At 36.5% G+C, this 19,632-nt stretch carries 25 protein-coding genes; 16 read left to right on the top strand and 9 right to left on the bottom strand.

The window, feature by feature from the left end; translation table 11 throughout:
* Nucleotides 1-49: 49 nt before the first annotated feature.
* From crtO to tnpA, 3 genes are all read right to left on the bottom strand, one after another.
* Complete coding sequence (crtO, locus tag WJM97_RS16680) at nt 50-1,735, bottom strand: beta-carotene ketolase CrtO (protein WP_353933193.1); 1,686 nt, start codon at nt 1,733-1,735, stop codon at nt 50-52.
* 321 nt (nt 1,736-2,056) lie between these two features.
* Entirely contained in the window at nt 2,057-3,538 is a 1,482-nt protein-coding gene (gene glgA, locus WJM97_RS16675; RefSeq protein ID WP_353933192.1) for a glycogen synthase GlgA, read from the bottom strand.
* 390 nt (nt 3,539-3,928) lie between these two features.
* Nucleotides 3,929-4,354, bottom strand: a complete 426-nt coding sequence (tnpA, locus tag WJM97_RS16670) for an IS200/IS605 family transposase (protein ID WP_353929908.1) — start codon at nt 4,352-4,354, stop codon at nt 3,929-3,931.
* A gap of 339 nt (nt 4,355-4,693) precedes the next feature.
* Here tnpA and WJM97_RS16665 point away from each other — a divergent pair, with 339 nt between their 5' ends.
* Nucleotides 4,694-6,904 (top strand): phosphoketolase, encoded by a 2,211-nt coding sequence (locus tag WJM97_RS16665; protein ID WP_353929907.1) that lies wholly within the window; start codon nt 4,694-4,696, stop codon nt 6,902-6,904.
* Between the two features lie 110 nt (nt 6,905-7,014).
* On the opposite strand, the gene WJM97_RS16660 is transcribed toward WJM97_RS16665, so the two are convergent.
* From WJM97_RS16660 to WJM97_RS16650, 3 genes are all read right to left on the bottom strand, one after another.
* Nucleotides 7,015-8,769: a GMC oxidoreductase gene (locus tag WJM97_RS16660; RefSeq protein WP_353929906.1), complete on the bottom strand. Its 1,755-nt coding sequence runs from the start codon at nt 8,767-8,769 to the stop codon at nt 7,015-7,017.
* A gap of 352 nt (nt 8,770-9,121) precedes the next feature.
* Nucleotides 9,122-9,541, bottom strand: a complete 420-nt coding sequence (locus WJM97_RS16655) for a PIN domain-containing protein (protein WP_353929905.1) — start codon at nt 9,539-9,541, stop codon at nt 9,122-9,124.
* Nucleotides 9,538-9,774 (bottom strand): DUF2281 domain-containing protein, encoded by a 237-nt coding sequence (locus WJM97_RS16650; RefSeq protein ID WP_353929904.1) that lies wholly within the window; start codon nt 9,772-9,774, stop codon nt 9,538-9,540. Before WJM97_RS16650 ends, WJM97_RS16655 begins: the two co-directional genes overlap by 4 nt.
* Before the next feature lie 270 nt (nt 9,775-10,044).
* On the opposite strand from WJM97_RS16650, the gene WJM97_RS16645 reads away from it, so the two are divergent.
* From WJM97_RS16645 to WJM97_RS16605, 9 genes are all read left to right on the top strand, one after another.
* Nucleotides 10,045-10,263: a hypothetical protein gene (locus WJM97_RS16645; RefSeq protein ID WP_353929903.1), complete on the top strand. Its 219-nt coding sequence runs from the start codon at nt 10,045-10,047 to the stop codon at nt 10,261-10,263.
* Complete coding sequence (locus WJM97_RS16640; RefSeq protein ID WP_353929902.1) at nt 10,260-10,520, top strand: type II toxin-antitoxin system RelE/ParE family toxin; 261 nt, start codon at nt 10,260-10,262, stop codon at nt 10,518-10,520. Before WJM97_RS16645 ends, WJM97_RS16640 begins: the two co-directional genes overlap by 4 nt.
* Nucleotides 10,521-10,732: 212 nt before the next feature.
* Nucleotides 10,733-11,005, top strand: coding sequence for a hypothetical protein (locus WJM97_RS16635; protein WP_353929901.1), 273 nt, complete (start codon nt 10,733-10,735; stop codon nt 11,003-11,005).
* Complete coding sequence (locus WJM97_RS16630) at nt 11,002-11,412, top strand: PIN domain-containing protein (RefSeq protein ID WP_353929900.1); 411 nt, start codon at nt 11,002-11,004, stop codon at nt 11,410-11,412. The genes WJM97_RS16635 and WJM97_RS16630 overlap by 4 nt, the downstream gene beginning before the upstream one ends.
* Nucleotides 11,409-11,549 (top strand): papain fold toxin domain-containing protein, encoded by a 141-nt coding sequence (locus WJM97_RS16625; protein ID WP_353929899.1) that lies wholly within the window; start codon nt 11,409-11,411, stop codon nt 11,547-11,549. The genes WJM97_RS16630 and WJM97_RS16625 overlap by 4 nt, the downstream gene beginning before the upstream one ends.
* A 23-nt stretch (nt 11,550-11,572) precedes the next feature.
* A complete protein-coding gene (locus WJM97_RS16620) occupies nt 11,573-11,809 on the top strand; it encodes a DUF4258 domain-containing protein (protein WP_353929898.1) in 237 nt (78 codons plus the stop codon).
* Nucleotide 11,810: 1 nt separating this feature from the next.
* Nucleotides 11,811-12,029: a YgiT-type zinc finger protein gene (locus WJM97_RS16615; protein ID WP_353929897.1), complete on the top strand. Its 219-nt coding sequence runs from the start codon at nt 11,811-11,813 to the stop codon at nt 12,027-12,029.
* 280 nt (nt 12,030-12,309) lie between these two features.
* The gene (locus WJM97_RS16610; RefSeq protein WP_353929896.1) at nt 12,310-12,597 is read left to right on the top strand and encodes a hypothetical protein; all 288 of its coding nucleotides are present in this window, start codon (nt 12,310-12,312) and stop codon (nt 12,595-12,597) included.
* On the top strand, nt 12,594-12,995 hold the full coding sequence (locus WJM97_RS16605) for a type II toxin-antitoxin system VapC family toxin (RefSeq protein ID WP_353929895.1): 402 nt from the start codon (nt 12,594-12,596) through the stop codon (nt 12,993-12,995). The genes WJM97_RS16610 and WJM97_RS16605 overlap by 4 nt, the downstream gene beginning before the upstream one ends.
* 102 nt (nt 12,996-13,097) lie before the next feature.
* Here WJM97_RS16605 and WJM97_RS16600 read toward each other — a convergent pair whose 3' ends face one another.
* Both WJM97_RS16600 and WJM97_RS16595 read right to left on the bottom strand, forming a co-directional pair.
* A complete protein-coding gene (locus WJM97_RS16600; RefSeq protein WP_353929894.1) occupies nt 13,098-13,472 on the bottom strand; it encodes a type II toxin-antitoxin system PemK/MazF family toxin in 375 nt (124 codons plus the stop codon).
* Entirely contained in the window at nt 13,466-13,792 is a 327-nt protein-coding gene (locus tag WJM97_RS16595) for a hypothetical protein (protein WP_353929893.1), read from the bottom strand. The genes WJM97_RS16600 and WJM97_RS16595 overlap by 7 nt, the downstream gene beginning before the upstream one ends.
* A 262-nt stretch (nt 13,793-14,054) precedes the next feature.
* Here WJM97_RS16595 and WJM97_RS16590 point away from each other — a divergent pair, with 262 nt between their 5' ends.
* From WJM97_RS16590 to WJM97_RS16570, 5 genes are all read left to right on the top strand, one after another.
* Nucleotides 14,055-14,276, top strand: coding sequence for a ribbon-helix-helix domain-containing protein (locus WJM97_RS16590; protein WP_017803783.1), 222 nt, complete (start codon nt 14,055-14,057; stop codon nt 14,274-14,276).
* Nucleotides 14,234-14,605: a type II toxin-antitoxin system PemK/MazF family toxin gene (locus tag WJM97_RS16585; protein ID WP_353929892.1), complete on the top strand. Its 372-nt coding sequence runs from the start codon at nt 14,234-14,236 to the stop codon at nt 14,603-14,605. Before WJM97_RS16590 ends, WJM97_RS16585 begins: the two co-directional genes overlap by 43 nt.
* A gap of 322 nt (nt 14,606-14,927) precedes the next feature.
* A complete protein-coding gene (locus tag WJM97_RS16580) occupies nt 14,928-15,521 on the top strand; it encodes a Uma2 family endonuclease (protein ID WP_353929891.1) in 594 nt (197 codons plus the stop codon).
* 49 nt (nt 15,522-15,570) lie between these two features.
* On the top strand, nt 15,571-16,359 hold the full coding sequence (locus WJM97_RS16575) for a PhzF family phenazine biosynthesis protein (RefSeq protein ID WP_353929890.1): 789 nt from the start codon (nt 15,571-15,573) through the stop codon (nt 16,357-16,359).
* 58 nt (nt 16,360-16,417) lie between these two features.
* Nucleotides 16,418-16,876, top strand: coding sequence for a DUF4332 domain-containing protein (locus WJM97_RS16570; RefSeq protein WP_353929889.1), 459 nt, complete (start codon nt 16,418-16,420; stop codon nt 16,874-16,876).
* A gap of 370 nt (nt 16,877-17,246) precedes the next feature.
* Here the strand turns inward: WJM97_RS16570 and WJM97_RS16565 are convergent, their stop codons facing one another.
* Nucleotides 17,247-17,861 (bottom strand): helix-turn-helix domain-containing protein, encoded by a 615-nt coding sequence (locus WJM97_RS16565; protein ID WP_353929888.1) that lies wholly within the window; start codon nt 17,859-17,861, stop codon nt 17,247-17,249.
* A 153-nt stretch (nt 17,862-18,014) separates the two neighbouring features.
* Between WJM97_RS16565 and WJM97_RS16560 the strand changes: the two genes are divergently transcribed.
* The gene (locus tag WJM97_RS16560; protein ID WP_353929887.1) at nt 18,015-19,604 is read left to right on the top strand and encodes a pitrilysin family protein; all 1,590 of its coding nucleotides are present in this window, start codon (nt 18,015-18,017) and stop codon (nt 19,602-19,604) included.
* Nucleotides 19,605-19,632: the final 28 nt, after the last annotated feature.

Raw genomic sequence — 19,632 nt, 5'->3', positions numbered from 1 at the left:
GTATGATTTGTACCTCATAAGAATGAAATATGCTGTATTTTTATTTATCTCACCCAAATATTCCCCCAAAACTAGACTTAATCGTATTTCCTGCATCCTTCAATGCCTGGGAAATAGGATGTTTAGACTGTAAAAATACCCTAGCACAATTTCGCCCTGGCATTCCTGAAATTGAACCACCAGGATGTGTACCAGCACCAGTCAAAAACAGATTATCAACAGGAGTTTTATAATTAGCTAATTCTGGTAAAGGTCGAAAAAATATCATTTGATCTAAGGTCATATCAATATGATAATAATTCCCCTTGTAAGCACCTAATCTTTCCCCTAATTCCGCTGGACTTTCTACCCTTCTCGCAATAGTTGCTTTTTTCACATTTGGTGCGTAAGTTGCTAATTTATCCACCACTTTATCTGCAACTTTATTTTTCAATTCATCAGTCCAACCTGTACCATTTAAACCTGTTCCTTCCGCACCTGCTATTTGATAAGGGGCAAAAAATTCAATCCAAACAGTATGTTTTCCTGCTGGTGCTAAACTCGGATCAAGCATACTAGGAACTACCACATACATAGAAGGATCACTATCAGGAATTTCCCCTAGTGTACATTTACTATGTGCTTGTTCCACATGATTCATAGAATCGGCAATTAAAATTGAACCAATTAAATATTCATCCTTATGATCATGGTGAGAAAAAATCAATGGTTCATCTAATGCCAAATCTATCTTTAAAATCGTTTCATTATTATTAACTATCCTCCTTTCCAAACGTTCCCATAAATTATCATCAACAGCATCAATCTCTTTTTTTTCAGTCATTTGCAAAAATAAACGTTGAGCATCAATATTAGAAATTACTCCATATTTTGCCCGATATTCTTGACCACCTATTACTCTCACACCCACAGCTTTATTATCATCAATTAATACCTTTTCTACGTGCTGTTCTGTGAGAATTACCCCACCTTTTTTAGTCACCAAATTAACTAAAGCTTTAACTAAAGCACCAGTTCCACCACGAGGTCTAGCCATCCCTGGATTATGGCGCATAGACATCATCATTACACCAATAGCCAGGTTTTTTTGGGAAGGAGGCGCTCCTAATTCTGAAGCTAATCTTGCCAAGGGTGCTTTAATAAATTCCTCATCAAACCATTCATTAATAATATCCTCTGCACTGTTTAACATCGTCCGCACAAAATCCATACTTTTTTGTGTAGAACCAACCACAGAAAATAAATCTTTAAATTTATTAGTGTTATAATTACCAAAAATATCTATAATTGATTTTGGGGGAGCATTAAACATAGGAATCATAGCATTAACTACCCGTTGCCAATAGTTAGTAAACTCTGCATATTTTCTCGCATCTCTTTCATTATAACGAGCGATTTCTGCACAGGTTTTTTCTAAAGATTTATGTGCTAAAAAATATTTACCATCGGGATGGGGACAGAACACCACCGGGTCACATTCTAGGTATTCTAAACCATATTTTGTTAACTCTAATTCCTCAACAACAGGACCCAAATGGATAAATTCATGGTCAATGGCACAGAGGTTAAATTTAAAACCTGGGGCTTCTGGTATACATTCTTCTGTGGTTGCAGCACCACCAGGAACAGGACGTTTTTCTAATAAGAGAACACTGTAACCAGCTTTAAGTAAATAAGCAGCACACACTAAACCGTTATGTCCTGCACCAATAATTACAACATCATATTCTTTCATCTGTTTTGTAATCACAACCTAGTTGTTTAAGTAATAAAATCCTTCATAAATTTACAGTATTTTTGAATATTTTGACAATATTTTTATGATTATTTATTAATGTTATTTTCAAAACACACTTTATATTTTATATAATCTCATGCAGGAAATATAGAAATCCGGTTTGATTGATGAAAAGAGTAAGAAGATTAGGTGCGTTACGTTACCACTAACACACCCTACATATCTACAAAAGAATATATCCTATACCTGATTAAAAGCTAGGATATAATAGACCTCAATACAGTTCAGTACAAGGGATAAAATTATAAATTTAGATACTTACCAATGGTGTTTTATCCATTGATAAATTTCTAAATATTTCGCACCAGGAACATTCCATGAATTATCATATCTCATCCCCTGAATTGCTAATTGTTTAAATTCTTTAGGTTGTTGATACCACAAATCAATTGCCCTTCCCATTGCAGATTCCAAGGCTTGATTATCTTGTTCATAAAACACATAACCATTGCGTTTTTCTGGTGGTAAATTTTGATCATAATCTCTATCAAAAACAGTATTTACTAAACCACCAACTGCACGAACAATGGGAACAGTACCATATTTTAAACCAATCATTTGGGTTAAACCACAGGGTTCATAATTACTAGGAACAACTATCATATCTGCACCAGCGTAAATCAGGTGAGATAATTCCTCATTAAATCCTAATTCTAAATGCACATCTGGGTTATTATTTAAAAATTGTTTTTCATGTTGGAAATGAGCATTAATTGCTGGTTCTGTAGCAGAACCTAACAAGACAAATTGCGCTCCTTTACCCAAAGCGTAGTACATAGCATGGTGAACCAAATGTACACCTTTTTGATTATCTAAACGACCGATGTAAGCAATGATGGGTTTTTGATCATCATCAGCTAACATCAATCTTTCTCGCAAAGCTTTTTTGTTATATGTCTTGATTTCAAAATCATCCCAATTGTAATTATTAGGAATGTAACGGTCAACTTGAGGATTCCAAAAATCGTAATCAATACCGTTGAGAACACCACTAAATTTATTTTGTTGTAAGTGCAAAGTATGACCTAAACCACAACCTATATCAGAAGTTTGAGCTTCTATGGCATGATTTGGTGATACTGTTGTGACAGCGTTAGCATAATTAATCCCGGCTTTCATAAAATTGATGGCAAAAGGATTAAAATTATCCCGCAGTTTATCATATTGGAAGTAATATTCTGGACGGTTTAAATTTGTCGCTTCTAAAGTTTCTACACCTCCCATGCCTTGATGTTTAAAATTATGAATGGTGTAACAAACTCTTTGATATTCCATGCCATGATATTTATAAATTTCATACAACATGACAGGAATTAAACCAGTTTGCCAGTCGTGACAATGGATAATATCTGGTCGTTTATTACTTTGCAGTAAAAATTCTAAAGCTGCTTTGCTGAAAAATGCAAACCGCATATTGTCATCATTGCAACCATAGTAACAACCTCTATTAAAAAAGTTGTCCTCACAGTGGGGTTGAATAAAGAAACAAACTCGACCATGTACCCAACCGCAGTAAACAGAACAGTGAATAGCTGCCCCATACCAGGGGACCCAGAGATTCAGGTAAGCATCATGTAACCCCCAGATGTGGTCATAACGCATACAATCATACATAGGTAGGATGAGTTCAACAGTGTTTCCCCGTCCTTCCAACTCCCGACTGAGTCCATAGACGACATCCCCCAAACCCCCGGCTTTAATGACAGGAGCGCATTCTGAGGCAATTTGTACTATGTACATTCCTAAACCTCGCTTCATAAAACTTTAATTTACTATATAGCAATTGTTGGTTAGGTGACAGCCAGCCAAGGAATAAATTAGTCAGGGAATAAATTCCCTGTCTCATAGCTAAAGTCGGTTCAAACTGACTATAAAAATCTCTAATTTTCAGCTTGGAGATAGCCAGGGAATAAATTCCCTGTCTCATAGCTAAAGTCGGTTCAAACTGACTATAAAAATCTCTAATTTTTAGTTTGGAGATAGCCAGGGAATAAATTCACTGTCTCATAGCTAAAGTCGGTTCAAACCGACTATAAAAATCTCTAATTTTTAGTTTGGAGATAGCCAGGGAATAAATTCCCTGTCTCATAGCTAAAGTCGGTTCAAACCGACTATAAAAATCTCTAATTTTTAGTTTGGAGGTTGATCTAAATCGGTTTCTTGTTCTAAGAATAGAATGGTGGTTTTATTTTGATGGTGTATTTTTTGATTATTCACATAATCAACAGCTTCTTGTAATTGTTTACCTCCTAGTGAAAAAACACCATATCCTTCTTGCCAAGCAAATTTTTTTGTTATGTCTAAATAATGATTATAATGATAGGTACTGCTACCTTTTAAGGTTTTTACAAATTCAGCAACAGATAATTTGGGAGGAATAGAAACAACTAAATGAATATGATCTTCAATTCCACCAATAGCATGAACAATGCAACCTAAATAATTAGCTTTACCAATTAAATAACCATATAATTTATCTTCTATATCACTAGATATTAAAGGTTGTCGTTGTTTAGTAGCCCAAACAATATGATAATATAACCGCCATAACGCCATATTAACTAACTACAACTCAATACTATATTGATTAAGACTATAGCATTACTCACTAACTAAAAAAATAGTCGGTTTTAACCGACTTCAGCTATTAGACAGGGAATTTATTCCCTGGCGAATGAATTGGCGAATGAATTAGCGGATGAATTGTGATAATAAATTCTCCTTATATTTGCCATTGTGAAACTGCTATAAACCGTTGCAACCGATAAGATGTAAAATTTTGGTTACATTACAGCAGTTTTCAGACCTCTCCTATCTCCTCTCCGTGCCTCTGCGCCTCTGCGTGAGATAAAAAAGTCATTCATGAAAACTACAAAATTATTTAAGGTACTCAGCATGACAACGACATCAAAAGCATCTTCCACCGTTCCCAACTTTTGTGAAGGTATTCAATATTTTGGGGAAGCATTGCCAGATTTTGAAAAATATGGTGCAAATCCAGTGATAGAATCGGGCAAAGGTGCGATCGCAAATCCTACAGATACAAAGGCAGTATATCAAACCTTATTAGCTGCCGATGCCCTGCGCTATCTAACCCTACAAATCACTGGTAGTAAGGCTTCTGGACACCCCGGCGGTTTTGCCAGCCAAGCGGAAGCTTATGCAGCTTTGGTCATGCTGGGACATAAAAACATTATCACGGAAGTAGGACATCACGCCCCTGGTTTTTATAGCGCCATGTTCCTAGACCGTTCCTTAGAAGACATGGGCATTTCTACAGTACAACAATTGCGCGATCGCTTTCGAGAAAAGCATGGATTATTAGGACACCTATCCGGCTACATTCCCGGCATTCTCGCACCTGCTGGACCCCTGGGACAAGGACAACATTTTGCCATGGCCGCCGCCCTCTTACACCGTGATAAACTCTTCCCCTTCACCCTGGGAGACGGGGGACTGGGTGAACCCTATATCATGAGTTCAATGGCGCATTTCAACACCGCTTACCCCACCGTCACCAACTTCCTACCCGTGTTAGTGTGGAACGGTTACAGCCAAGAACACCACAGCATGGTATCTCTAAAAACCAATGCAGAGATGATTGCCTATTGGCAAGGTAACGGTTTTGCGGAAGTTGTGTTAGTTAATGCCAAAGATTTTGACGACCAAAACCAAGACGGTGAATATGTTGATAGTACCGCATTTTCCTTTAAGAACCGTCTAGAATTTACCAAAGCGGTATTAGTAGGAATGGATAAAGCCGCACGTTCAGCACTTAGCGGTAAATTGACCGTATTTATTATCAAACAACTCAAAGGTGCAGGAGTTCATGATTTAGGTGCAAAATCACACAACCTCTATCCTAAAGATACATTAGATGCGCCCCACATTATTACAGCATTAAAAAATCGGGCTTTATCTGTAGAAGCATGGCAAACAGTCCGCACCAATGCCGAACGTGCAGGAGGTGGACCAGCAGCGAAAACAGTGGTGACAGAATTTGAATTACCTTTAGCAGATTTAGGTAAATTACCATTAGAAGAATATCAAGTTGGGGCAGTTCCTCAAGTTGCTACAACTGTGATGGGTAAGTTAGTGGGAGTAGTAGGAAATAAAGATAAAAATTTCCTGGTGACAAACGCCGATGGTAACGCCGCTTCAGGAATTGGTAATATTAATGAAGCATTAAAAATCATTCACCCTACCACAGATGAAACCTATCATCAAGCCCCAGGAGGTCAAGTTTACGAACCTTTGAGCGAAGATGCTTGTGCCGGATTAGCCGCTGGATTATCCTTAATGGGTGCGAGAACTTTGTGGTGTTCCTACGAATCTTTTGCTATCAATGGTTTACCAATTTGGCAAACTGTCACCCAAGCAATGGCAGAATTACGCCGCAAAACTCCCTCAACAATTACATTATTTACTGCGGGGGCTTTAGAACAAGGACGCAACGGTTGGACTCACCAAAGACCAGAAATTGAAGCTTATTTTGCATCTTTAATGAGAACGGGAAATGTCTTCCCATTATTTCCCCCTGATGCTAACAGTATTCAAGTCTGTTATGACTGGGCTTTGCAAACAAAAAATAAGGGCATTGTCATTACTGCTAGTAAGTCTCCTTTGCCAATTCGTAGCACCTTTGCCCAAACTGAAAAAGGCTTAATTGATGGCGCGGTGTTATTACATGAAGTTGCGGGTGGGAAGACAGTTGTATTTGCAGTTATTGGCGATATGACTTTAATTCCTGTGTTTGAAGCGGCGGCTTTTTTAGAAACTGAAGGTATTGGTGTGAAGATTGTTTCTATTATCAATCCCCGTCGTTTATATCGTCCTCATGATACAGCTTGGGATACTTGTTCTGAACCTGATAACGGTTTTTTAAGTGATGCCGATTTTGAGCAATTGTTTGGTGGAGATGCCTTAATTGGTGTGACAGGTGGTGCTGCGGCGATGTTAGAACCAATCATGTTACGCAGTAATTCTAAGCGTGATTCTTTCGCCTGGAAGCGTGGGGAAACTACGGCTAGTGCTGGTGAGTTGATGGCTTTTAATGGGTTGACTGCGGAAGCGTTGACTAAGCGGGCTATTGAGTTGGTGCATTAAGGATTTTTAACCGCAGATGTACGCAGGCAAGTATTATTGCGATGTGTATATTTGCGGTTTTGTTTGAAGAATAATCGTAATTTTGCAGATCAATTATTTCATTACAATTATTAGTTGAAACTGAGTTTGTCTGCTAGATCCTGTGTTAAAGCTACCATTGCAGCCGTTGGATTCCATGAACCACTTCGTGTCCAGAGACATCCACCTGTTACATACACATTTTCGATGCCACGCAATTTATAGTTAATATCTACTGGTGATGGTCCATCCGAGTCATGATCATTACCGATCCACAAAGTTGATCCTTCATGTACTAACCCATCCACACGAATTTGACCTGGAGATGGTCGTTTAGCTTGCCATGTTCCTTGATCTTGATCATTATGCCAATATTCAACTGAGTAGCCAGAATTTTCAGGCAGCAATGCTTTCTCTAACATCGCAAAAGTTGCCTCATCCATAGTATCCCAGACTTGGTAATCATTTTCATTAGCTAAAACTTGCAAATTGGAATTGCAAGTTAAATCTGCTCCAGAATTTTTACGAAACCAGTTATTGCTATTTTTGTAATCTATTTCACCCAAAACGGCACAAACAAATACCAAGTAATCTTCGGAAGTTGCTAATTGTTGAGGAGAAGCTGTAGCAACAACATCAGGCATATACCGAGCAGCTAATTGGGCATTTTTAACGGGATATTTATCAGATAAAATTGACAGTTGAATATGAAATTGTCCTTGGTTTTTGGGATCGTTACCAGCAATATAAATTGCCCCCATTTCTAACTGCCCTAATCGATCATTAAAGGGATAACATTTACGTGGTATCCGTGCCACAATAGAACTAATAAAATGAGCAGTAAACCTTTCTCCAACGTTTTTTAACTGAGGAAATGATTCCTTGGGGAAAGAATTATGAATTAATGTTGTCGGTGGCAGCGTTCCCATTGCTAAAATGAGTTTGGCATTACCAAGACTAATCACACCCCGTGATGTTTCTAAAGCAGTTGCTTTCCCATTTTGTTCGAGAATTTGATGAACAATGCAATTGGTAACGATGCGGAATAGAGACTGATTATTTGAATTTTTATGTTCTAACTGTACTTGTTTTCCAGCTAGTGTTAATAATGGTCCAGGGATGCCATATTTGCTAAAATCAGTATCGTTTGATCCTGCTGCTAATGGTGCTGCTTCAACACGGTTAACGTTGGGAATGCTGGAGTAATTTTTTGTCAGCATTGCCGTTAATGATTTTTGCATAATTCCGTAAATAGGGTCATTCCCACAGGTCGGAATATTGAAAAAATGATTATTTTTTTGATGGCTGTCAATTTCATTAGCTGAAACAACATTTAGGAGTTTTTTCGCTGAGTCGAAATTTTTGTGTACTGCTTGTTTGGTTATGTCTGGCCAACCTGCCATTTCTGCGTCGGATGGTTGGGGACACCAAGCACTCCATAGGGTGGAACGACCACCAAAAAAAGGAACTATTCCATGCTGCCACCTAATATATTTGGCATTATGGGTCTTTTCAGATAATGTCCAAGGGAAGGTTTCTGATAAACCACCTAATGTTTTTTGATAGGGTAATGGTAGGTTTTGGAAATGTTCTGGTAAAAAGAAACCCCCACGTTCAATAATCAGAATATTTTTGTGAGGATCGTGTTTGAGAATACGTTCTGCAAAGGCATAGGCACAAAAACCACTACCAATAATAATGTAATCAAATTGCATTTCTTCCCGGACTTTCTTCCATTCTGTTTCCGATACGAAGAAAACATGATCCATTACTTTCTGTCCACTGGGACTTTGTGGACCTGGTGTGGGATAGCCATGATTAAAGTTAGACGATGCACTAAAAGTCATTGTGTATATTTCTTGTATTTTATGATTTTAATCCTTACCATATTAGTTAATCCTAAGTCAAGACAACCTACGCAGCTTTTCCATCCCGTCCGTGTTAATCGCTCTAGAAAGCCGCTCAAACTTACTTAACTCGTAACCGTTTAGCAAGTAGGTTATTTGACACCAAGAAACCCAACCATACCCACCATTAATAACACTAAATTACAATCCAAAAACCCTGTATCTGTTCACATCATTTCACCCAATCATCACCAACTATCATGTAAATAAGAGAAGACAATAGAACCATCACAGATACATCTGAAAATATTCACCTCACCTGAGAATTATCACCCGAACTAAATCAAACGCCCTATTGTGGCATAATTGCCGGAATAACTTGATTTTTATTGCGCCGATAAATCAGAAAATCACTATCAAAAGTTAATAAAAAACTATCATTATAAAGTTCAGACATACGCACCAAACAAGCATCTGCTAAAGACATCGGAACAGATTGATAAATCTTGAGAAGTTCACCAATAATTAGCGCTTCATCATCCAAATTAAAAGGTACTTTAATAACTCCATTCTTCACCAAACTTATCACAGCATCTTGACCACCATAAACATTTCGCAACAAAAAACAAGCCTCAGAAATTACAGCTTCACAAGTTAATAAAGGAGGCTCAATATTATCCCATTGTGATGTTACCCAACCATGAAACTGATCACGACGATTAATTACAGCCACCAATGGACCCGTATCTAGTAAAACACATCTCCTCATCATGCACCGTAACCATCCATATAATCTTTATTAGTAGATAAATCATCGGCTGCTTCCACACAACCAACGTATTCTTGAGCCATAGCTAAAGCCGAAATTCCTGATTTTTTAGTTTGATTAGATAACCCTTGTTTTTGCATTTTAGCTAATAAAAATTCTACAAAATCTAACGCCTCTTGTTGTTTATCAGGAGGTAATATTTTTACCTTATCTATAATTATTTCTTCAACAGTCATTTGATTTGCCCTTGAGGATAAATTAATATTTACTGCTCTGCTTTTTTATTTTATCATATCACTCACTTATTATAACCAAAAAACCCTGTATCTGTTCACATCATCTCACCCAAATATCACAAGCTATCATATAAATAAGAGAAGACAATAGAACCATCACAGATACACCTGCAAACATTCACCTCACCTGGGAATTATCACCCGAACTAAATCAAACCTCCTACCGATAGGCTAAAATTAGTAAACAAGCCTTTTCACAAGATCACCAGTATGCAAGTTAATAATCTTACCATTGATCAACTAAAAGACCTGATTCGAGAAACAGTTAGAGAAACCATAGAAGAAATGCTAATAGATCCAGATACAAATCAAAGCATCAAAGAGAATTTCAAACAAGAACTATTAACCATTAAGAAACGTAGAGAAACAGGTGTTAGAGGTATTTCCACAGCAGAAGTTATGCAAAGACTAGGTTTAGAAAACAGATGAATTACCTAGTTGAGTATGAACCAGAAGCACTAGCAGACCTAGAAAAATTGACAAAATCGGTTTGTCAAAGAATATTTAATAAAATTAATTGGTTAGCTGAAAATTTCGACCAAATTACACCGCAACCCCTGACTGCTGACTTATCAGGTTTCTTTAAACTGAGAGTTGGAGATTATCGAGTAATTTATGAATTTGACGCAGAGAAAAGAATTATTTTTATTGATAGAATTGGACATCGGAGAGAGATTTATAACTAAATCATTTACTTGATTTTAAATTATTTGTTAGGGTTAATTAAACGCACTTATTAAAACCTAAAAACTCTGTATCTGTTTACATTATCTCACCCAACCATCACCAACTATCATGTAAATAAGAGAAGACAATAGAACCATCACAGATACACCTGCAAACATTCACCTCACCACCAGAATTATCACCCGAACTAAATCAACTATCTGTTAACATAGTGAATGATAGAATTAACAGCAAAGTAATGATTGAATTACAACAATTGCAAGAACAGGTATTAAAATTACCAATCAAAGAACGCTGGAATCTTGTGCAAACCGTACTAGCATCAATTCAACAAGAAACCCTATCCTCTATTTCTCCTCAACCCACCCTAGAAACCTTATCTGAACTTGACCCCTGGACACAAAGCCTAATAGGTGTAATTAGCTTAGAATCAGAAAATCCAGAGGAAAGTTATGTTAATTACCTAGAGGAGAAATATAGTTGAAACGAGTATTATTTGACAGCGATGTTTTGCTGGATATTTTAGCACAGCGTCAACCATTTGTTATTGCCTCAGCACAAGCACTAAATACAGTAATGAAAAGACAGGTGCAAGGCTTTGTTTCAGGACACGCTGTTACCAATATATTTTATATTTTACGCCGCCAAATTGGTAGCGAAGCAGCACGTAAATTAATAGAAAATTTATTGCAACATATTCAAATTGCCAGCGTTACAGATGAAGTAATTCATCAAGCTTTGCAAAGTCCAATTAAAGATTTTGAAGATGCGGTGACAAGTGCAGCAGCAATGGCCGCAGGTTTAGAAATAATCGTAACACGAAATAGATCTGATTTTGTAGAGTCTTTAATACCGGCAATGTTGCCAGAAGAGTTATTGAAAATGCTTTGAAAAGTAAGAATGACATAGAAATTGTTTTTGACAATATTCATCATAAAGGCATTACCCGATTAAACTGGATACAGAATCTCTATTCACCTATTTTAGATGCAGGATTAGAGTTTCAAATCACAGAAACTTACTTTTAACCTAGAAATTTAGTGAGTTAAATATGGATAATCTCTACAACTTACTGCAAAAGATCAAAAAGTCTATTGTGATGACAGGAGAAGTCATAGAAGACTATCCTGAAGATACAAGAGGTCATAGTTGTTTGATATTGGGATTTGGACAAAATAACCGAGCAATTCACGTAGTTTGTTCACCCAAAGACGAATATTTAGCAATTATCACCGCTTACATTCCTGATTCAACACAATGGTCATCTGATTTCACAAGGAGACTTTAAAATGGAATGCTTATATTGTAAAGGACAAATGCACCGAGGAACAGCCCCATTTACCATTGATAGAAAAGGCTATCATATTTCTTGGGATGCAATTCCAGCATGGGTTTGTGATCAATGTGGTGAATCACTTTTTGAAACTCATGAAGTTGAATTAATTCAAGAAGCTCTCACCGTTTTAGACCGAGAAACAGCCAACTTAGTAACTTCATCATCACCTTAGTTAGTAGGTTGGGTTGACGCAAGGAAACCCAACAACACCCACCATTAATAACACTAAATTACAACACAAAAACCCTGTATCTGTTCACATCATCTCACCCAAATATCACCAACTATCATGTAAATAAGAGAAGATAATAGAACCATCACAGATACACCTGGAAACATTCACCTCACCTGATAATTATCAACCGAACTAAATCAAATTTCCTACTCTACCATCATCGCGTAGTTTATAATAGAATCATACCGAAAAAATTTACTCAATTGAGGAGTTAATGATGGTAATAAAAATTGCAGAAATATCTAAAGATATTGACAACTTACCAGAAGAAGCCCAAATCTTACTACTTGATTTTATTCAATTACTCAAAAAACGTTATCCAAAACTAGAAAATCAACACATAGAAAATGAGATAAATTTCTCATCTACCCAAAAACAAAAACCACATCCACTAGACACATTTATAGAAAAACATGGTGCTTGGGAAGATGAACGCACAGCAGCAGAAATAGTCAAAGAGATTTATGATAGCCGGACTATTTCTAACTACGATATTAGCTTATGACTTATTTATTAGATACTGACATCTGCATTTACTGGATTAAAAACATTAATTCCGTCAGAGATAAAATTCAACAAATAGGATGGGAGCAAATTTCCATTTGCAATATCACCGTTGCTGAATTGTATTTTGGTGCTTATAATTCTCAAAAAGTAACGGAAAATTTAACTCGTGCAGAAAAATTCATTCAAGATATTGAAGTTATACACTTAGATAATAATGCCGTCAAAAAATTTGGAGAATTAAAAGCAGAACTTAGAAAAACAGGACAACCAGTAGCAGATTTTGATTTATTAATTGCTAGTGTTGCAATAACTAGAAACTATATTTTAGTAACTAACAACACTCGTCATTATAGCCGAATTTCCGAGCTAAAATTAGAAAACTGGATTGCACCTTGAAAACCCTGTATCTGTTCCCATCATCTCACCCAACCATCACCAACTATCATGTAAATAAGAGAAGACAATAGAACCATCACAGATACACCTGGAAATATTCACCTATTTTAAATTCACTAAACCTAGACTAATCTGAATTGCTTTATCTACTTGTTCCATTGTGACTGATTCCAGAACACCCAACCGTTTAATTAATCTTTGTTTATCAATAGAACGAATTTGATTAAGAAGCGCAACAGAATTAACCTGTAAACCTCCTTCTGGTACTTTAATTAGCACCTCAGTAGGATACAAAGGTTCTGTAAACTGAGAAGTAAGAGCAGCTACAATAGTTATAGGACTATATTGATTAGAAACGTCATTTTGTAAAATTAAAGCTGGTCGTGTTTTTTGTATTTCTGAACCAATAGTTGGATCAAAATTAACCAAGTAGATTTCACTACGTTGGGGATAGATAATTTTTCCTTTACTTAACACGCTTCCTCTTCCAAATTAAACCACTCTTCAACTAATCCTAAATCACGTTTCGCTCTTGTAATAGCCCCTTGTTTCAACTGTTCTTTGATATTACTAAATTCACTGTAATTACCATTTGCATATTCATCGCGTACTAATTGAATTTCCTTTTCAGTCTCTTCATCTTCGCGCCAATTTTCCTCTTCAGCATCAGCAATAGCTTCATTAAGAAGCTGCGAAATTTGCCGTTTTTCTGATAAACTTAGCGCATTCAAGGAGTTAATTAATAACTCCATCGGAATAAATAGATTTAATCCTGCCTGTGACATTGCTTTTATCATGATGCGATCATTATTCTACATTATATCAAATGATGGTGGATCAGTCTATAAAAACCCTGTATCTATTCACATCATCTCACCCAACCATCACCAGCTATCTTGTAAATAAGAGAAAACAATAGAACCATCACAGATACACCTGCAAACATTCACCTCACCTGAAAATTATCACCTGAACAAAATCAAATTCTAGATTTACAAACTACTAGACTAAAAATATCAAATTAGGCTATACTACTGATAGTATGACTGTGGGTAGGATATGGCTAAAATCTCAATTTCATTGCCAGATGAACTACTAAATTACATTGACCAAAAAGTTGAAAACCGTAGTGCATTGATTGAAAATCTCTTGAAACAATGGCAAGAAAAACAACAAGATGAAGCACTAGCCGCAGCTTGCGCTTTGGTTGATGAATTAGAATTAGGTTGGGAAAGTGAATGGCAAAACATAGCGATTACCGAATGGGAAGCATCTGGATAGTAACATTTGACCCATCCGTAGGTACAGAAATTCAAAAAACTCGTCCAGCACTGATAATTTCTGGGACTTTGTTTAACAACCAACGCAGCAAAGTCACAGTTTTACCTTTTACTTCCGCAAAACCTAATAACCCCCGCATTTCACCTGCGGTAGTTGAAGTACCTACATCAGCGAAAAATGGACTTTCTGTAGATAGTCTTTTGATATGCGTTGAACCCATGACATTTGACAAAGTTCGTTTAACTCAACAATTAGGAGAATTAGAAGCAGAATTACTAGAACAGACACAAAGCATTTTGCGGAGATATCTTAGTTTAAACAGTAATTAATAACACTAAATTACAACCCAAAAACTCTGTATCTGTTCACATTATCTCACCTAACTATCACCAACTATCATATAAATAAGAGAAGATAATAGAAAAGATACGTAGGGTGCGATAGCGATAGCGTAACGCACCATTATCAAGGGTTTGGTGCGTTATGAACTTCGTTCTAACACACCCTACAATACCTAATTTTTTCAAAATTCAAATATTAATCCTATATAAATAAGAGAAGACAATAGAACCATGATAGATACACCTCACCTGAGAATTATCACCTGACTATGAGTTATAATCACAATAAATTCATAACCATAAAATTACTATGACTATCCAAATCCTAGACAAAACTACCACAATTTCCGAACAGCGATTTCTTCTACCTGGTTATTACACCTGGAAGGAATTTGAAATCATAGAAACCTTAACCGCAGATGCAGCAGATTTGCGAATAATTTATCTTGATGGGTGCATTGAATTTATGACGCTTGGTGAACAACATGAAATGATTAAAACCATTCTTGGTTTTTTACTAGAATTATATTCCTGTGAAATAGGTATAAATCTGATTCCAGTAGGGAGTGCTACTCGTCGCGCAAAAGAAAAGAATGCTTCCTTTGAACCTGACGAATCTTATTATATAGGTGAAAAGAAAGAAAATCCAGATTTAGCAATTGAAATTAATATTACCAGTGGAAGTATTGATAAACTAGAAAAATACAAACGGTTTAATATTACTGAAGTTTGGTTTTGGGAAAATAATCAATTGTCTTTATATCATCTCAAAAATGATAACTATGAGCAAATTAATCAAAGCGAATTATTGCTAGATTTAGATATAGACTTATTAGCGAGTTGTGTTTTAATGACTTCTATTATTGATGCAAGAACCGCATTTATTCAAGGTATTAAAAAGTAGTAGTTTGTAAGTTGGTTTGACGCAAGAAAACCTGACAATAGCCACCATTATGAAACAGATTATCACTCAAGTTGACGCTTTTGCTAATAAACCATTTCACGGCAACCCGGCTGCTGTTTGTGTGTTAAAACATCCCCAAGAGGACTACTGGATGCAGCAAGTAGCGGCTGAAATGAATTTATCAGAAACTGCTTTTTTAGTTACAGAAGATAATGGTTTTAATTTACGCTGGTTTACACCAACAGTAGAAGTTCCCCTTTGTGGTCATGCAACTTTAGCCAGCGCTCATGTATTATGGTCAGAGGGGCATTTATTACCTGATGAAATTGCATATTTTCATACTAAAAGTGGAGTATTAGTTGCCAAGAAAAAAAGTAATTGGATTGAATTAGATTTCCCTGTTAATTATTCCCAAACTGTAGAAGCACCAGTGGAATTAAATACAATTTTGGGTGTTAGTTATAAATCAGTTTCTCTTAACTCCCTTGGTTATTTAGTAGAAGTTGAATCTGCGGAAATAGTGCGAGAAATGCAGCCAAATTTTCAAGAGATGCAAAAATTAGATGTTGCTAATATAATTGTTACCAGCATTGGTGATGGAGAATATGATTTTGTTTCGCGGTTTTTTGCTCCTGGGTTGGGAATTAATGAAGATCCCGTAACTGGTGCAGCACATTGTTGTTTAGCACCTTTTTGGCAGGAAAAATTAAATAAAAATGAGTTTTTAGCTTATCAAGCTTCTAGTCGGGGGGGTGTGGTAAAAGTTTATTATCCTGGAAAAGATCGGGTGTTTTTAGCAGGACAAGCTATAACTGTAATGCGTGGTGAGTTACAGTAGGTCATGGGTCATGGGTAATAGGTTAAGAAAATTAACTCATTTATATTTAAAGGAATAAATGGTGACTAAAAAGATTACTTCTAAAAGTAGTAAAAGTGTTTTGAAAGCTTGTGAGTGGCAAATTGAAGAATTACCAGGATTGAATCAGGAAGAACTTTCAAAACTCCAAAATTCTGGCATTAATACCACATTAGAATTAGTGAAACAAAGTAAAACCCTAGAAGCTAAACTTGCATTAAGTAATAAATTACAAGTGCATATTCAATATATCCATAAATGGGTGGCTTTAGCTGAATTAGCAAGTCTGCCTAGTGTGGGGATTGAATATTGTGGTTTATTACTTCATGCTGGGGTGATTTCGGTGGCACAGTTGGCGGAAATTCCTACTCACAGATTACATCAGCAAATTATGCGGTTACAGGTGGCAACTTTACAACGTCGTGATTTATGTCCTCCGGTAGAGTTGGTACAACAATGGAGTCAACAAGCAAAGGTGATTGGTAGTAGGAATTTTTAAGATTTAAGTTTCGCTCTTTGCAATGCCTCCTTAAATTCTATCGCACTTTGAAAGTGTATCTGCGGTTGTTTGTTTGCAGTTGGAATGAATAGGATTTTTTTGTCTGATAGCGTAGCCATATCAGGATAACCAGGATTAAAGAATTTAATTGATAAATTGGTGGTTGGGATTTTTTAGATGTGGTTGAAAATGACAATGTTGAAAGTTGAAAATTTTACTATATATGCGCCCACAGATTTTCACTCGTAACATAAGTGTACAACAAAAAAATCGGCTTGTCAAGTCTTAACCCAAATTAAAACTTTCAGGATGTGAATAAAAATTAAGTTACACATTCGCGTCTATTTGCGTTTAACTTTGTTTTTTTAAACTATTCCTTCACCAATACCCCATTTAAAAAGATATCTGCTAAACCTTCGGCCATCTGTTGCATTTCTTGGGGAGAGGCGTTAGGTTCAATGAGGGTATGATCAGAAAAACCAGCAACTGCGAACATTCCTAAGAATACCTTAGCGACTAATTTGGCATCCATCCGGCGATATACTCCTTTATCCATAGCCGTTTGAAAGAATGCTTCTGCCACATCGGTCATTTTATCAATAACTTCTGTTTGAATGCGATCGCGCAAATCTGGGTGAAACTGCACTTCCATGAAACAAACCCGCATCATATCCATGTTTTTTTGCATATTCCACATTCTACGCCGCATTACCTGGGCTACAGCTTTATAACTACCCATTTCGCTTAATTCTGTCAGCAAGTCGGTGAGAATTTCCACCCAGCCATTAGTAGCCACCTCCACCAAAATCGCCTTTTTATTGGCAAAATGACGAAATAGAGTACCCTCAGCCACTCCAGCCGCTTGTGCTAGATCGCGGGTTGTCGTCCCATCAAATCCTTTAGCAGCAAATAAACGTCTGGCAGCGTTGATAATGCGATCGCGGGTTTGTATCTCTACTGGTGGGGAAGAATTAAAAGCTTGCATAATAGTAGTTATTGCTGTATTGCCGGCACAGAAATTGTAGCAATATTGTCTAACGTCAAATCCAAAAAACACAGAAACCTTAATACAAGATTAACGCTGTGTTTATTTGTTAACCTAATTCTCAAGAAGTGTAAATTTACTTGAATTTTTGCTATGAAACATTCGACTTTAGAATTTAGATTGAGGATTTTAGATTGGTTCAAGGAGAGAACTAAAACTATTAGCCGTCTATTTGCGCTAACCTTAGTATTGATAATATTTTGTTGGAGTGTCACGCCGCAACTAGCTATAGCATTACAACCTAGTCAGACTTCTATTCAACCATACTTAGATCGGGTAATTAAGGAATTAACAGAATTTCGCCTGGATAATGGTTTAAAATTCATTGTTTTAGAACGACATCAAGCCCCTGTAGTTTCTTTTCTCACCTATGCTGATGTGGGTGGTATTGATGAACCAGATGGACAAACTGGAGTTGCCCACTTTTTAGAACATTTGGCTTTTAAAGGTACAAAACGCATCGGTACAACTGACTACCAAGCCGAAAAACCGCTGTTAGAAAAGTTGGAAGAATTAGACAAAAAAATTAGAAGTGCAAAAGCCAAAAACCAAAAATCAGCAGTAGACGAATTAGAAACTAAGTTTAAATTAGTAGAAGCTAAAGCAGTCAAACTGGTTAAACAAAACGAAATTGGGCAAATTGTAGAACAAGCGGGAGGAGTTGGTTTAAATGCTACTACTTCCAGTGAAGCTACCCGCTATTTTTATAGTTTTCCTGCTAATAAATTAGAACTGTGGATGTCATTGGAATCAGAGAGATTTTTAGATCCTGTATTTCGGGAGTTTTATAAAGAAAAAGATGTAATTTTGGAAGAACGCAGAATGCGGGTAGAAAATTCTCCCGTGGGTTTGATGGTAGAGAAATTTATGGATACGGCTTTTAAAGTTCATCCCTACAGAAGACCAACAATTGGTTATGACGAAGACATCCGTAATTTAACCCCAGAAAATGTGAGAACGTTTTTTGAAAATTATTATGTTCCTAGTAATTTAACCATTGCGATTGTTGGTGATGTTGATCCTGATGAAGTTAAAAAATTAGCTCAAGTTTATTTTGGCAGATATCAAGCAAAAACTAAAGGCCAAGCGAAAATTACTTCAGAACCTCAACAAACAAAAACCAGAGAATTAACTTTAGAATTACCTACCCAACCTTGGTATTTTGAAGGTTATCATCGTCCGGCGATTACTGATCCTAATAATGCCGCTTATGATATCATTGCCAGTTTATTAAGTAGTGGGAGAACTTCTAGACTGTATAAGTCTTTAATCGAAGAAAAAAGAATAGCTCTTGCTGCTCAAGGTATTAATGGTTATCCCGGCGATAAATACCCCAATTTAATGTTATTTTATGCTCTCACTGCACCTGGTCATACAGTGGATGAATTAGCGATCGCTCTCAGAACGGAAATTGATAAATTGAAAACTGAACCTGTATCTCCAAAAGAATTAGAACGGGTGAAAAATCAAGCTAGGGCGGGTTTATTACGTAGTCTTGATTCTAATATGGGCATGGCACAGCAATTATTAGAATATGAAGTAAAAACCGGTTCTTGGCGCAATTTATTTAAACAATTGGATGATATTGCAGCAGTGACACCAGCAGATATTCAACGGGTAGCACAAACAACTTTTACTCCAGAAAATCGCACTGTTGGTAAATTATTGTCAAAGGGAAAATAGGTGACAGGTGACAGTTTAGCAGTGCTAA

Source organism: Okeanomitos corallinicola TIOX110 (assembly GCF_038050375.1).
Lineage (GTDB): Bacteria > Cyanobacteriota > Cyanobacteriia > Cyanobacteriales > Nostocaceae > Okeanomitos > Okeanomitos corallinicola.
Note: the sequence above shows the minus strand (reverse complement) of the source record. Positions and strands in the feature narration are given on the sequence as shown.

Coding starts and splice junctions, on each gene's coding strand:
- crtO (WP_353933193.1), bottom strand. CDS start 1,735: ATGAAAGAATATGATGTTGTAATTATTGGTGCAGGACATAACGGTTTA.
- glgA (WP_353933192.1), bottom strand. CDS start 3,538: ATGTACATAGTACAAATTGCCTCAGAATGCGCTCCTGTCATTAAAGCC.
- tnpA (WP_353929908.1), bottom strand. CDS start 4,354: ATGGCGTTATGGCGGTTATATTATCATATTGTTTGGGCTACTAAACAA.
- WJM97_RS16665 (WP_353929907.1), top strand. CDS start 4,694: ATGACAACGACATCAAAAGCATCTTCCACCGTTCCCAACTTTTGTGAA.
- WJM97_RS16660 (WP_353929906.1), bottom strand. CDS start 8,769: ATGACTTTTAGTGCATCGTCTAACTTTAATCATGGCTATCCCACACCA.
- WJM97_RS16655 (WP_353929905.1), bottom strand. CDS start 9,541: ATGATGAGGAGATGTGTTTTACTAGATACGGGTCCATTGGTGGCTGTA.
- WJM97_RS16650 (WP_353929904.1), bottom strand. CDS start 9,774: ATGACTGTTGAAGAAATAATTATAGATAAGGTAAAAATATTACCTCCT.
- WJM97_RS16645 (WP_353929903.1), top strand. CDS start 10,045: ATGCAAGTTAATAATCTTACCATTGATCAACTAAAAGACCTGATTCGA.
- WJM97_RS16640 (WP_353929902.1), top strand. CDS start 10,260: ATGAATTACCTAGTTGAGTATGAACCAGAAGCACTAGCAGACCTAGAA.
- WJM97_RS16620 (WP_353929898.1), top strand. CDS start 11,573: ATGGATAATCTCTACAACTTACTGCAAAAGATCAAAAAGTCTATTGTG.
- WJM97_RS16615 (WP_353929897.1), top strand. CDS start 11,811: ATGGAATGCTTATATTGTAAAGGACAAATGCACCGAGGAACAGCCCCA.
- WJM97_RS16610 (WP_353929896.1), top strand. CDS start 12,310: ATGGTAATAAAAATTGCAGAAATATCTAAAGATATTGACAACTTACCA.
- WJM97_RS16605 (WP_353929895.1), top strand. CDS start 12,594: ATGACTTATTTATTAGATACTGACATCTGCATTTACTGGATTAAAAAC.
- WJM97_RS16595 (WP_353929893.1), bottom strand. CDS start 13,792: ATGATAAAAGCAATGTCACAGGCAGGATTAAATCTATTTATTCCGATG.
- WJM97_RS16590 (WP_017803783.1), top strand. CDS start 14,055: ATGGCTAAAATCTCAATTTCATTGCCAGATGAACTACTAAATTACATT.
- WJM97_RS16585 (WP_353929892.1), top strand. CDS start 14,234: ATGGCAAAACATAGCGATTACCGAATGGGAAGCATCTGGATAGTAACA.
- WJM97_RS16580 (WP_353929891.1), top strand. CDS start 14,928: ATGACTATCCAAATCCTAGACAAAACTACCACAATTTCCGAACAGCGA.
- WJM97_RS16575 (WP_353929890.1), top strand. CDS start 15,571: ATGAAACAGATTATCACTCAAGTTGACGCTTTTGCTAATAAACCATTT.
- WJM97_RS16570 (WP_353929889.1), top strand. CDS start 16,418: ATGGTGACTAAAAAGATTACTTCTAAAAGTAGTAAAAGTGTTTTGAAA.
- WJM97_RS16565 (WP_353929888.1), bottom strand. CDS start 17,861: ATGCAAGCTTTTAATTCTTCCCCACCAGTAGAGATACAAACCCGCGAT.
- WJM97_RS16560 (WP_353929887.1), top strand. CDS start 18,015: ATGAAACATTCGACTTTAGAATTTAGATTGAGGATTTTAGATTGGTTC.